The sequence below is a fragment of the Oerskovia douganii genome, from assembly GCF_015142735.1.
GTDB lineage: Bacteria > Actinomycetota > Actinomycetes > Actinomycetales > Cellulomonadaceae > Oerskovia > Oerskovia douganii.
The window spans coordinates 74854-87254 of record NZ_JACSPN010000014.1 but is presented as its reverse complement, the minus strand read 5'-3'; the positions used below and the strand labels follow the sequence as shown (position 1 = coordinate 87254).

The 12401-nt window shown below is 74.1% G+C and carries 10 protein-coding genes; all 10 read right to left on the bottom strand.

All coding sequences use genetic code 11. The features are described 5' to 3' along the window. Positions 1 to 52: 52 nt before the first annotated feature. Complete coding sequence (locus tag H9623_RS11780; protein WP_321575420.1) at positions 53 to 703, bottom strand: HAD family hydrolase; 651 nt, start codon at positions 701 to 703, stop codon at positions 53 to 55. Then, a complete protein-coding gene (locus H9623_RS11775; RefSeq protein WP_193720229.1) occupies positions 700 to 3003 on the bottom strand; it encodes a primosomal protein N' in 2304 nt (767 codons plus the stop codon). The genes H9623_RS11780 and H9623_RS11775 overlap by 4 nt, the downstream gene beginning before the upstream one ends. A 52-nt stretch (positions 3004 to 3055) precedes the next feature. Further along, positions 3056 to 4264 carry a methionine adenosyltransferase gene (metK, locus tag H9623_RS11770; protein WP_193720228.1) on the bottom strand — a complete coding sequence of 403 codons (1209 nt, stop codon included), beginning with the start codon at positions 4262 to 4264 and terminating at the stop codon, positions 3056 to 3058. A gap of 65 nt (positions 4265 to 4329) precedes the next feature. Next, a complete protein-coding gene (gene coaBC, locus H9623_RS11765; protein ID WP_193720227.1) occupies positions 4330 to 5565 on the bottom strand; it encodes a bifunctional phosphopantothenoylcysteine decarboxylase/phosphopantothenate--cysteine ligase CoaBC in 1236 nt (411 codons plus the stop codon). A gap of 64 nt (positions 5566 to 5629) precedes the next feature. After that, on the bottom strand, positions 5630 to 5902 hold the full coding sequence (rpoZ, locus tag H9623_RS11760; protein WP_193720226.1) for a DNA-directed RNA polymerase subunit omega: 273 nt from the start codon (positions 5900 to 5902) through the stop codon (positions 5630 to 5632). A 165-nt stretch (positions 5903 to 6067) separates the two neighbouring features. Beyond that, positions 6068 to 6682, bottom strand: coding sequence for a guanylate kinase (gene gmk / locus H9623_RS11755; RefSeq protein ID WP_193720260.1), 615 nt, complete (start codon positions 6680 to 6682; stop codon positions 6068 to 6070). Between the two features lies 1 nt (position 6683). Then, the gene (gene mihF / locus H9623_RS11750; protein ID WP_193720225.1) at positions 6684 to 6995 is read right to left on the bottom strand and encodes an integration host factor, actinobacterial type; all 312 of its coding nucleotides are present in this window, start codon (positions 6993 to 6995) and stop codon (positions 6684 to 6686) included. A 128-nt stretch (positions 6996 to 7123) separates the two neighbouring features. Then, entirely contained in the window at positions 7124 to 8020 is an 897-nt protein-coding gene (locus tag H9623_RS11745; protein WP_193720224.1) for a tyrosine-protein phosphatase, read from the bottom strand. A 149-nt stretch (positions 8021 to 8169) separates the two neighbouring features. Continuing rightward, the gene (pyrF, locus tag H9623_RS11740) at positions 8170 to 9057 is read right to left on the bottom strand and encodes an orotidine-5'-phosphate decarboxylase (protein ID WP_193720223.1); all 888 of its coding nucleotides are present in this window, start codon (positions 9055 to 9057) and stop codon (positions 8170 to 8172) included. Beyond that, positions 9054 to 12401: a carbamoyl-phosphate synthase large subunit gene (carB, locus tag H9623_RS11735; RefSeq protein ID WP_193720222.1), complete on the bottom strand. Its 3348-nt coding sequence runs from the start codon at positions 12399 to 12401 to the stop codon at positions 9054 to 9056. Before carB ends, pyrF begins: the two co-directional genes overlap by 4 nt.

Sequence of the window (12401 nt, the reverse complement as noted above, 5' to 3'; positions counted from 1 at the left end):
CGCCGGGCCGGGCCTGCGGCGCTCCCCCGGGCGGGCGGCGACCGGCGCCCGCTCAGGCCTCGCGGACCCCGACGCCCAGCTCCCGCAGCCGCGCGCGCAGGCCCGCGGCGTCCTCGAAGCGCAGCGTCCGGAAACCCAGGGCCTGCGCGGCGGTGACGTTCGCCACGGAGTCGTCGACGAAGAGGGTGCGCGCCGGGTCCAGGTCGAAGCGTCCGGTCGCGACCTCGAAGATGCGCGGGTCCGGCTTGACGAGTCCCACGCGCCCGGAGACCAGCACGTCCTCCATGAGCCCGACCGCCGGGGCCGCTGGCTCGGCCTCGTGGAACATCTCCGCGGACCAGTTCGTCAGCCCGTACAGCCGCACCCCGAGGTCGCGCAGCTCGCGCACGACCTCCTCGGTGCCGGGCACGGGGCCCACGAGGCTCGCCGCGAAGTTCTCGGTGTACACGTCGAGCGTGCTCACGTGCTCGGGGTGGTGCTCGGCGACCTCGCGGCGTGCGTCGGCCCAGGACCGACCCGCGTCCTGGCGCGCGTTGAACGTCGGGAAGTCGACCGCCTCGAAGAAGGCCTCGACGTCGGTACGGTCCATGCGTCCCGCGTACGCGGCGTACGGGTCCCAGGCCACCAGGACGTTGCCGAAGTCGAACAGCACGGTGTCGACCACCGGGCTCGCGGGAGGGGTCGGGGACGGGACGGTGCTCACAGCATCTCCTTGGGGTCGAGCTGGACGCGGACGCTCCCACCCTCGCGCTTCGCGGACCGTACCGCCAGGGAGGCCGAGAGCTCGCGCGCGAGGAGGCGTCCCTCGCGCAGCGGCACGCGCACGATCGTGCGCACGGGAGGTTGCAGCGACGGGTCGCGGCCGGCACCGCCGCGTGCGGGCCGGCCGGCGGCCTCGGGGACCTCGACGGGTCCCAGGGTCGTCGAGGCGTCTGCGAGGCCCACCCGGGCCACGACGGCCTCCACGGCCTGGCGGTCGCCCGTGACGGCCGCGACCCGCACCGCGGGCGGCAGGTCGAGCTCGCGACGCTCGGCGAGCTCACGGTCCGCGAACCCGGCCGGGTCCCAGCGCACCAGGGCGTTGGTGGGCCCGGGCGCCGCGTCCCCCACGAGGAGCACCTGCCCGCCCTCGCGGGCCGAGCGCACCAGGCCTGCGGCCGCGAGCCAGCGGTGCAGGGCGTCCTGGGCCACGGCGAGGCCCACGTGCGCGGTGCTCAGCGCGGCGTCGAGCAGCAGGGCGGCGGCGTAGCCGCCCTCCGCGACGGGCTCCGCGCCCGGGGTCGCGACGATCACGGCAGGACGCGGCCCGACGACGGAGATCACCCCGCCCGGTGCGCTCGCCCCCGACACGCGCACCGCGACGCCCGGGAACGCCCGGCCCAGCTCCTCGGCCGTGCGCCCCGACCCGACCCGCACCGAGCGCAGGCCCGTCCAGTGGCACTCGTCGCAGGACCACGCCCCGGCCAGGGCCCCGCACCACGCGCACTGCGGCGGTGCGCCCGGCCCGGGAAGCATGAGCGGCCCGTGGCACGTGCCGCAGTGCGCTGCCGTCCGGCAGCGCGCGCACGCCACGACGGGCAGGTAGCCCGCGCGCGGGACCTGCACCAGCACCGGCCCGGACACCAGGGCGTCGCGCACGGCCCGCCACGCGGCGCTCGGCAGGCGGGCCGCGGCCGCCGCGCCCTCCGCCGCGAGCTCGACCGACGTCAGGGCCCGCACCCGGGGGGCGCGGGCGCGCAGCACCTCGCGCGGTGCGGCCACCTCCCGGGCCCAGCCCGACTCGAGCAGCGCCTGCGCCTGGACGGTGCGGCTGACCGAGCCGAGCAGGAACGCGGCCCCCTCCAGCTCGCTGCGCAGCGCGAGGACCTCGCGGGCGTGCGGGTAGGGCGACCGGGGCTCGGCGAGGGTCTCCTCGCCGTCGTTCCAGCACGCGACCAGGCCCAGGTCCTGGACCGGCGCGAACGCCGCCGCCCGGGTGCCGATCACGATCCGTACCTCGCCCCGCAGCGCCGCGAGGAAGCTGCGGTACCGCGGGGAGGGGCCCTCGTCCGCGGTCAGGCGCACGAACTGCCCGGTGCGGCGCGCGGTGTGCGGGGCGTACCCGGCGAGCTCGAGGGCGCGCGCCATCTGGTCGACGTCGCGCGCGTCGGGCAGCACCACGAGCGCGCCCCGCCCGCCGGTGACCGTCGCACGCACGGCCTCGGCCAGTGCCAGGGCCCAGTGCTGCACCGCCTGCGCGGGGTCCTCGGGCTCCTTGTCCGCGGCGCCGGCGCGCGGTGCCTGGGCGGGGACGCCCTCCGCGACCCGGCCCGGCAGGGCCGTCCAGACGGCGCGCGGCGCGGACCCGCCCACGAGGTGGTGCAGGAACGCGGCACCGCCGCGGTAGGGGGCCCACGCGGAGGGACGGGCGGGGTCCGGCGCGGGGGCGTGCTCGGCGACCGCCGCGGGAGGCGCCGCGTCACCGGGGGCGCCGGCGTCGGCCGCGCCCTGCACCTCGGTGGGGGCGTCGGCCTCCCCGCCCGACGGCGCCGCCTCGGCCCGGGCGTGCCGCGGCGGGATCGCGAGGCGCAGCACGTCCGAGAGCGTGCCCGCGTAGTGGTCGGCGACGGTGCGGCACAGCGCCGCGACCTGCGGCGTGAGGACCTGCTCGGCGGACACGAGCCGCTTGAGCGGCACGAGGCGCCCGTCGTGGTCGCTCGAGGCGGCCCGCGCCAGGACGTACCCGTCGACCTCCTGCGGGCCGAACCGTGCCTTGACCCGGACCCCGGGCTGTGCGCCGGCCGCCATCGAGGCCGGGACCAGGTAGTCGAACGTCTGGTCGAGGTGGTGCGGGACCAGGTCCAGCACCACCCGGGCCACCGGGAGGTCGGAGGCGATCTCGAGCGCCCCCACGGGGCGGGCCGTCCTGCCCGGCGCGCGTCCCGTGCGCGCCGGCGCCTGCGGGACGGGGATCAGCGTGAGCTGCTCCCCCGCGTCCTCGGGGGCGGCGTCCTGGCTGGTCATGGACCTATCTCAGCACGCGCCACCCACGCCGGGCGAACCCGTCGCGCGCGCGTCAGACGGCAGCCTGCAGCGCTGCCACGCGGTCGGTGCGCTCCCACGTGAAGTCGGGCAGCTCGCGCCCGAAGTGCCCGTAGGCCGCGGTCTGCGAGTAGATGGGCCGCAGCAGGTCGAGGTCGGCGATGATCGCCGCGGGGCGCAGGTCGAAGACCTCGTCGATGGCCGCACGGATGCGCTCGACCGGGACCGTCTCGGTGCCGAACGTCTCGACGTACAGGCCCACGGGGTGCGCCTTGCCGATCGCGTAGGCGACCTGGACCTCGCAGCGCCGTGCGAGGCCGGCTGCGACGACGTTCTTGGCGACCCAGCGGGTCGCGTACGCGGCCGAGCGGTCCACCTTGGACGGGTCCTTGCCGGAGAACGCGCCTCCGCCGTGACGGGCCATGCCGCCGTAGGTGTCGACGATGATCTTGCGGCCGGTCAGCCCGGCGTCGCCCTGGGGGCCGCCGATCACGAACTTGCCGGTCGGGTTCACGAGCAGGCGGTAGTCCGAGATGTCCAGGTCGAGGGCCTCGACGACCGGCGCCACGACGAGCTCGGCGACCTGCTCCCGCAGCCGCTCCTGGAGGACCTCCTCGTCGTGCTGCGTCGACAGGACCACGGTGTCGAGGCGGACCGCGCGGTCGCCGTCGTACCCGATGGTGACCTGCGTCTTGCCGTCGGGGCGCAGCCCGGGCAGCGAGCCGTCCTTGCGGACGAGCGCGAGGCGCTCGGCCAGGCGGTGCGCGAGGAAGATCGGCAGGGGCAGGAGCGTGGGCGTCTCGTCGCTCGCGTAGCCGAACATCAGGCCCTGGTCGCCGGCCCCCTGCGCGTCGAGCGGGTCGCGCGAGACGCTCGGGCCGGACGAGTCGTCGCGCTCCTCGAGGCTCTTGTCGACGCCCTGGGCGATGTCCGGGGACTGCTGTCCGATCGAGACCGAGACGCCGCACGAGTCGCCGTCGAACCCGATCGCGGACGACGTGTAGCCGATCCCCCGGACGACGTCGCGGATGATCTGCGGGATCTCGACGTACGCGTTGGTCGTGACCTCGCCCGCCACGTGGACCAGACCCGTGGTGACCATGGTCTCCACCGCGACACGCGACGTCGGGTCCTGCTCGAGGAGGGCGTCGAGGATCGCGTCGGAGATCTGGTCGCAGACCTTGTCGGGGTGGCCCTCCGTCACGGACTCGGACGTGAACAGGCGCAGGTCGTCAGAACTCATGGGATCCAGCGTACTGTCCCGCTAGGTGATACCCGGCATCCGACCACTGAGACGTGAAGGAGATCTCAGTGGGTGGGCGCCGCGGGTGGGGGCGAGACCTTGAGGACCGCGTCCCATACCGCGTCCGCGACCTCGCGCTTGGTGCCCTGGGCCTGGGCGACCGTCTCGCCCTGGGCGTCGACGATCGTGACCTCGTTGGTGTCCGTCCCGAAGCCCTTGCCGTGGCCGACCGGGTTGATCACCAGGAGGTCGGCCCCCTTGCGCCGCGCCTTGGCGCGGCCGTGGTGCCACACGTCGCCCGACGCGTCGCCCGTCTCGGCCGCGAAGCCTACGACGACCTGGCCGGGCCGGCCGCGGTCGCGGGCCAGCTCCGCGAGGATGTCGGGGTTCTCGACGAGCTCGATGGGGGCGGGCCCCTGGCCGGGGACCTTCTTGATCTTGGACGCGGGGGTGTGCGCGGGACGGAAGTCCGCGACCGCGGCGGTCATGACCACCACGTCCGCGTCGGGCGCGAGCGAGAGCATGGCCTCGCGCAGCTCGGCCGTGGAACCGACCGTCACGACGTCCTCGAGCCCGTCGAGCGGCTCGCTCAGGTTGGCCCCGACGAGCGTCACGCGCGCGCCGCGGTCCTGCGCCGCACGGGCCAGGGCGATGCCCTGCCGGCCGCTCGACCGGTTGCCGATGAACCGCACCGGGTCGATGGGCTCGCGCGTGCCGCCTGCCGAGACCACCACGCGCAGGTCCGTCAGGTCCTGCGCGGCCTGCGGCTCGCCCGACCGGGCGGCGACCTCCAGCGCGACCCGGGCGATGTCCTCGGGCTCGGGCAGGCGGCCCGGTCCCGAGTCCTTGCCCGTCAGCCGTCCGCTCGCGGGCTCGATCACGTGCACCCCGCGCGAGCGCAGGGTCGCGACGTTCGCCACGGTCGCCGGGTGCTGCCACATCTCGGTGTGCATGGCCGGTGCCATGACGACCGGGCACGACACGGTCAGGAGCGTCGAGGTGAGCAGGTCGTCCGCACGACCGGCGGCCGCGCGCGCGAGGAGGTCCGCCGTGGCGGGGGCGACGATCACGAGGTCCGCGCCCTGGCCGAGCGCGACGTGCGCGACCTGCGGGACGTCGTCGAAGACCTCGGTGCTGACCTTCTCGCCCGAGAGGGCCTCGAACGTCGGCGCCCCGACGAACCGGAGCGCCGACTCCGTGGGGACCACGCGCACGCTGTGCCCCTGCTCACGCAGCAGCCGCAGCAGGAGCACGGCCTTGTAGGCCGCCACTCCCCCGCTGACCCCCAGCAGGATCCTCATCGTGAGATCCCTCTCCCCGCCCGGCACGCCAGGACCGCGGAGCCGCCCGCAGGCGGCCTCGCGGTCAGGAGGCCGGAGCCTCCACGGTCTCGATCGTGAGCAGGCCCTGGTTGATCTCGCGCATCGCGATCGACAGCGGCTTCTCCTGGTTGCGGGTCTCGACGAGCGGGCCCACGTTCTCCAGCAGGCCCTCGTTGAGCTGCGAGTAGTACGCGTTGATCTGACGGGCGCGCTTGGCCGCGTAGATCACGAGCGCGTACTTGGAGTCCGCGCGCTCGAGCAGGTCGTCGATGGGCGGGTCGGTGATGCCCTCGGGGGCAGCGATGGTTCCAGACACAGTCTCACTCCGTGAGTCAGGGGGGCCTGCAGCGGCTCGGACGGCCGTCCGCAGGTTGGATCAGAGGGGTTGCGCGCGCTCATGACGCACACGCCTGACGACCAGTCTACCGGGCAGGGACAAGTCGTCCCTGTTCCGGTCCCCGGTGCGTCGGCGTGGACGACGTCACGCGACGGGCGTGAGCCCCATCGCCTCGACGAGCGCGTCGGTCGCCCGGTGCACCTCGTCGTTGACGATCACGACGTCGAACTCCGGCTCGGCGGCCAGCTCGACCCGGGCGGTGGCGAGCCGACGCTCGCGCTCCTCGGGTCCCTCGGTCCCGCGCCCGACGAGGCGGCGCTCGAGCTCCTCCCAGCTGGGCGGGGCGAGGAAGACGAACCGGGCCTCGGGCATGGACTCGCGCACCTGCCGCGCGCCCTGCAGGTCGATCTCGAGGAGCGCGGGGACCCCCGCCGCGAGCTTCTCCTCGACCGGACGGCGAGGGGTCCCGTACCGGTTGCGCCCGTGCACCACGGCCCACTCCAGCATCTCGCCCGCCTCGACCAGGCGGTCGAACTCCTCGCCGCTGATGAAGTGGTAGTGGACACCGTCCACCTCACCGGGGCGCGCGGGGCGGGTCGTCGCGGACACGGACAGCCACACCTGCGGGTAGCGTGCGCGGATGTCCGCCGACACGGTCCCCTTCCCGACGGCGGTGGGACCCGCCAGGACGGTCAGGCGGGCAGGGGTCGGTGGTGCGGCAGGCGCCGGGGCGGCCTGCTCGGCGGGCGAAGCGGAAATGTCAGCCAAACCTCTCGATGAGCGCCGCGGACTGGTGGGGTCCCAGCCCGCGGACACGACGTGTCTCGGCGATCCCGATCTCCTCCATGATCGCCCGGGCCTTCACCTTACCTACGCCGGGGAGCGACTCGAGCAGCGCGACGACGCGCAGCTTGCCGATCACGTCGTCCGTGCGACCCTGCTCGATGACCTCGGCGAGCGAGCCCTGGGAGTGCTTCAACCGGTTCTTGATCTCCGCGCGCACTCGACGGGCCTCGGCGGCCTTCTCGAGTGCCGCAGCGCGCTGCTCGGGGGTCAGGGATGGTAGTGCCACGCAAGTCACCTACTTGTCCTCAGACGGATGGGCCCACACGTGCACCGGGGTCGCCGACCGGGAATGCTGCCCCCGATGGCGACCTCGACACCCTCGAAACTAGCCACACCTGGCAGCTCCGGCAACGTTCACACGCCCTGAGCAGCGAACTTCCTCGCGATCTTCGCCCTGGTCGCAGGCCCGGCGCCGCACGCGTCGAGGTACCCGTCGATGCTCCCGAACTCCTCCTCGGCCAGCGCCCAGGCGTCCTGGAGGTACGCCGGCTCGACGCCCAGCAGGGGCGTGAGGGCGTCCTTGTCGAGGCCGGGGATCGGGGGGATCAGGGCCTCGAGCCCTTCGACGGCCGCACCGCTCGCGAGGTACTCGGCGAGCCTGTCCTGCGCGCCCACGCCGCACACGTGCTGGACGAGCGCGACGATCCACCCGGTCCGGTCCTTGCCCGCGGAGCAGTGCACGACGACCGCCCCGTCGGCGTCCGCGACGTCACCGAGCGCCTCCCCGACCGTCCGGCGGATGGTCGGGTCCGTGACGAACGTCGCATAGACGCCGTGCATCATGGCCCGCGCGAGCCCCTGCGGGTCCTCGGCACCGAGCAGGCGCCCGATCATCGCCGCGGTGTCCGCCGAGCGCTCCTCGTCGGCGTCCTCGCCGTGCGGCTCGCGGGGCGTCCCGGCCGGTCCGTCGGCGGTGCCCGCCGCCCGGAGCGCGTGCCCGACGCCGGCGCCCGGGTCCATCCGTCGGGCGACCACGCGCGTGGTTGCCGGGACCACGTCCTGCCCGTCGCGCTCGACCTCGTCCTGACCGCGCAGGTCGAGGTCGACGGTCACGCCGAGCGCCTCGAGGGCGGCCACGCCCTCCGGGGTCAGCTGCGACAGGCTCGCGGTGCGCACGAGCACCCCCGTCCGGAGAGGTTCGGTCGCACCGACCGGCACGGCCCGGCCCCCGACGTCGCGTGCGTTCCAGGTGCCGGGGATGTCGAGGACGCCAGGGGCCTGCGGCTCACCGGAGGCAAGAGAGGAAGTCATGGGTCGAGTCTGGCAGGCCGCCCGGTGCACGGCCCGACGGCCGCCGCGTCGAGACGCCGGGCCGAGACGCCGCGCCCAGACGCCACGGGGGGGCGCCCACCGGACAGGTGGACGCCCCCAGGGCATCGTGCGGGTGGTCGGTCGGAGCCTCAGCCCCGCAGCGCCTCGACGGCCTCGCGAGAGGCCGCACGCGCCGCCGCGAGCAGAGCGCCGGCGTCCGGCCCGGCCGCCAGGACGCCCCGGGACGAGGACGCCAGCACCTGACGGCGCGCGTCACCGAAGACCGCGGCGAGCTCGGCAGCGCCCGCACCCTGCGCCCCGACCCCGGGTGCCAGGAGCGGCCCGTTGACGGCCGGGAGGTCGACCCCGGTGTTGCGCGCGGCGTCACCGATCGTGGCGCCCACGACCAGGCCGATCGACCCGAGCGGGGCCACGCCCGCGTTGAGCACCGCGGCCTCGGCCGCGATGCGCGCGGCGACCGACCGGACGTCGACCCCCGCACCCGTGCGGGCGTGCTGGACCTGCGCGCCCTCCGGGTTGGACGTCAGGCACAGCACGAACAGCCCGCGCCCCGTCTCGAGCGCCGCGTCCACGGCGGGCGTCAAGGACCCGAAGCCCAGGTACGGCGAGACCGTCAGGGCGTCGCCCGCGAGCGGCGAGCCGTCCCGCAGGTAGGCGTCCGCGTACCCGGCCATGGTCGACCCGATGTCCCCGCGCTTGGCGTCGACGATCGTCAGCGTCCCGGAAGGACCCGCCGCAGCAGCGGCTGCGAGCACCTCCTCGAGGGCCGCGACACCACGCGACCCGTGCCGCTCGAACAGGGCCGACTGCGGCTTGAGCGCCGCGACCTGCCCGCCCACGGCGTCCACGACCCGCAGGCCGAACTCACGGAGCCCCGTGGCGTCGTCGGGCAGGCCCCACGCCGCGAGCAGGCCCGGGTGCGGGTCGATGCCCACGCACAGCGGCCCGTGCTCGTCCATCGCCGCGGCGAGCCGCTCCCCGAAGGGGCGGCGCGCCGCGCCCGGCCCAGCGCTCACGCGCCCGCCCCGGCCTTGCGCGCGGCCGAGGCGGCCGTGTGCTCCTGCAGGCTCCACACGTCGAACGGGCCCGCGAGGACCGCCTCGATGCCCTGGACCGCGGCCGCGAGCTGCTGGGTCGTCGTGACGATCGGCTTGTCCGCGGCGGTCGTGGCCGCACGGATCTCGTAGCCGTCGGCACGCGCGCCCTGGCCCGACGGCGTGTTGATCACCATGTCGACCTTGCCCTCGGTGATGAGGTCGACGATCGTCGGCTCACCGTCCGCACCGCGGCCCGAGGAGAACTTGCGCACGATCGTGGCCGGGATGCCGTTGCGGCGCAGGACACCGGCCGTGCCCTGGGTCGCGAGGATCTCGAAGCCGAGCTCCGTGAGGCGCTTGATCGGGAAGACGATCGAGCGCTTGTCGCGGTCCGCGACCGACACGAACACCGAGCCCGAGGTCGGCAGTCCGCCGAACGCCGCAGCCTGCGACTTGGCGAACGCGCGCGGGAAGTCCCGGTCGAAGCCCATGACCTCGCCCGTCGAGCGCATCTCCGGGCCGAGCACCGTGTCCACCACGACGCCGTCCGTCGTGCGGAAGCGCTTGAACGGCAGCACCGCCTCCTTGACCGCGATGGGCGAGTCGAGGTCCAGCAGACCCCCGTCACCCTCGGCGGGCAGGACGCCGCTCGTACGCAGGTCCGCGATGGACTCGCCCACCATGACGCGAGCCGCGGCCTTGGCCAGGGACACGCCCGTCGCCTTCGAGACGAACGGCACGGTGCGCGACGCGCGCGGGTTCGCCTCGAGGACGTACAGCACGTCCGAGACCAGCGCGTACTGCACGTTGAGCAGGCCGCGCACGCCCACGCCCTTCGCGATGGCCTCGGTCGAGCGGCGGATGCGCTCGATCTCGGCCTCGCTCAGCGAGACGGGGGGCAGCACGCACGCCGAGTCGCCCGAGTGGATCCCGGCCTCCTCGATGTGCTCCATGACGCCACCCAGGTACAGCTCGGTGCCGTCGTAGAGCGCGTCGACGTCGATCTCCATGGCGTCGTCGAGGAAGCGGTCGATGAGCAACGGCGCGGGCAGCGAGCCCGTCGTGGTGCGGTCGTCCGTCGCGGCGGCGTGCAGCGCACGCTCCACGTACCCCGTGAGCTGCTCGGCCGAGTACACGATCTCCATGCCGCGCCCACCGAGCACGTACGACGGGCGCACCAGGACCGGGTAGCCGATGCCCTCGGCGACCTCGCGGGCCTGGGCCAGCGACGTGGCCGTGCCGAACGCCGGGGCAGGCAGACCCGCGTCGGCCAGCACGCGGCCGAAGACCCCACGGTCCTCCGCGGCGTCGATCGCCTCGGGCGACGTGCCCAGGATGGGCAGCCCCGCGTCCGCGAGCCGCTGCGCGAGGCTCAGCGGCGTCTGGCCGCCGAGCTGCACGATCACGCCCGCGACCGGGCCCGCGGCGAGCTCGGCCTGGTAGACCTCGAGCACGTCCTCGAACGTGAGCGGCTCGAAGTACAGGCGGTCCGAGGTGTCGTAGTCGGTCGAGACCGTCTCCGGGTTGCAGTTGACCATCACGGTCTCGTACTCGCCCTTGAGGGCGAGCGTCGCGTGCACGCACGAGTAGTCGAACTCGATGCCCTGGCCGATGCGGTTGGGGCCCGAGCCCAGGATGAGGACGGCCGGGCGCTCGCGCGGCGAGACCTCGGTCTCGAGGTCGTACGTCGAGTAGTGGTACGGGGTCTTGGCCTCGAACTCGGCCGCGCACGTGTCGACCGTCTTGTAGACCGGGCGCACGTCCAGGGCGTAGCGGACCTCGCGGACCGTCGACTCCCCCGCCGCCCCCATGCCGCGCAGCTTCGCGATCTGCGCGTCCGACAGGCCGTGGCGCTTGGCCTGGACCAGCACGTCGCGCGTCAGCGCGTCGGCGTCGGCGACCGCGGCCGCGACCTCGTTGACGAGCTGGATCTGGTCGAGGTACCACGGGTCGATCTTGGTCGCCTCGAAGACCTGCTCGATGCTCGCCCCCGCGCGCAGCGCCTGCTGGGTCGCGACCAGGCGGCCCTCGGTCGGGCGCGAGATCTCCGCCAGGAGCGCGTCGAGCTCCTCACCGGAGGCGGGCTCGCCGTCCCAGTGGAAGACCGCCCCGCCCTTGTCGATCGAGCGCAGCGCCTTGCCCAGGGCCTCGGTGAAGTTGCGGCCCATGGCCATGGCCTCGCCGACCGACTTCATGGTCGTCGTGAGGGTGTCGTCCGCCGCGGGGAACTTCTCGAACGCGAAGCGCGGGACCTTGACCACGACGTAGTCGAGCGTCGGCTCGAACGACGCGGGCGTCGAGCCCGTGATGTCGTTGGGGATCTCGTCGAGCGTGTAGCCGATCGCGAGCTTCGCGGCGATCTTCGCGATCGGGAAGCCCGTGGCCTTGGACGCCAGCGCCGACGAGCGCGACACGCGCGGGTTCATCTCGATGACGATGACGCGCCCGGTCTCCGGGTGCACCGCGTACTGGATGTTGCAGCCGCCCGTGTCGACGCCGACCTCGCGGATGACCGCGATGCCGATGTCGCGCAGCTTCTGGAACTCGCGGTCCGTGAGCGTGAGCGCGGGAGCGACCGTGATCGAGTCACCGGTGTGCACCCCGACCGGGTCGACGTTCTCGATCGAGCAGATCACGACGACGTTGTCCGCCGTGTCCCGCATGAGCTCGAGCTCGTACTCCTTCCAGCCCAGGATCGACTCCTCGAGCAGGACCTCGGTCGTGGGCGAGTAGTGCAGGCCCTGGCCGACGATGCGGCGCAGGTCCTGCTCGTCGTACGCGATGCCGCTGCCGAGACCGCCCATCGTGAACGACGGGCGCACGACCATGGGGTAGCCCAGGGACTCGGCCGCCGCGACGGCCTCCTCGACCGTGTGGATGATCTCGGAGCGTGCCGACTCGCCGCCGCACTTCTCGACGACGTCCTTGAACTGCTGGCGGTCCTCACCCTTCTCGATCGCGGCGATGTTCGCCCCGATGAGCTCGACGCCGTACTTCTCGAGCACGCCGGCCTCGTCGAGCGCGATCGCGGCGTTCAGCGCCGTCTGCCCGCCCAGGGTCGCGAGCACCGCGTCCGGGCGCTCCTTCGCGATGATGGTCGTCAGGACCTCGGTCGTCAGCGGCTCGACGTACGTCGCGTCCGCGAACTCCGGGTCCGTCATGATCGTGGCCGGGTTCGAGTTCACCAGGACGACCCGCAGGCCCTCCTCCTTGAGTGCCCGGATGGCCTGGGTGCCCGAGTAGTCGAACTCGCAGGCCTGGCCGATGACGATCGGGCCGGACCCGATGACCAGGACGCTGTTGATGTCAGTTCTGCGAGGCAC

Bases quoted from the DNA above. Each gene is read 5' to 3' on its own strand.
- coaBC (WP_193720227.1), bottom strand. From the start codon at position 5,565: ATGAGGATCCTGCTGGGGGTCAGCGGGGGAGTGGCGGCCTACAAGGCC.
- H9623_RS11775 (WP_193720229.1), bottom strand. From the start codon at position 3,003: ATGACCAGCCAGGACGCCGCCCCCGAGGACGCGGGGGAGCAGCTCACG.
- H9623_RS11745 (WP_193720224.1), bottom strand. From the start codon at position 8,020: ATGACTTCCTCTCTTGCCTCCGGTGAGCCGCAGGCCCCTGGCGTCCTC.
- metK (WP_193720228.1), bottom strand. From the start codon at position 4,264: ATGAGTTCTGACGACCTGCGCCTGTTCACGTCCGAGTCCGTGACGGAG.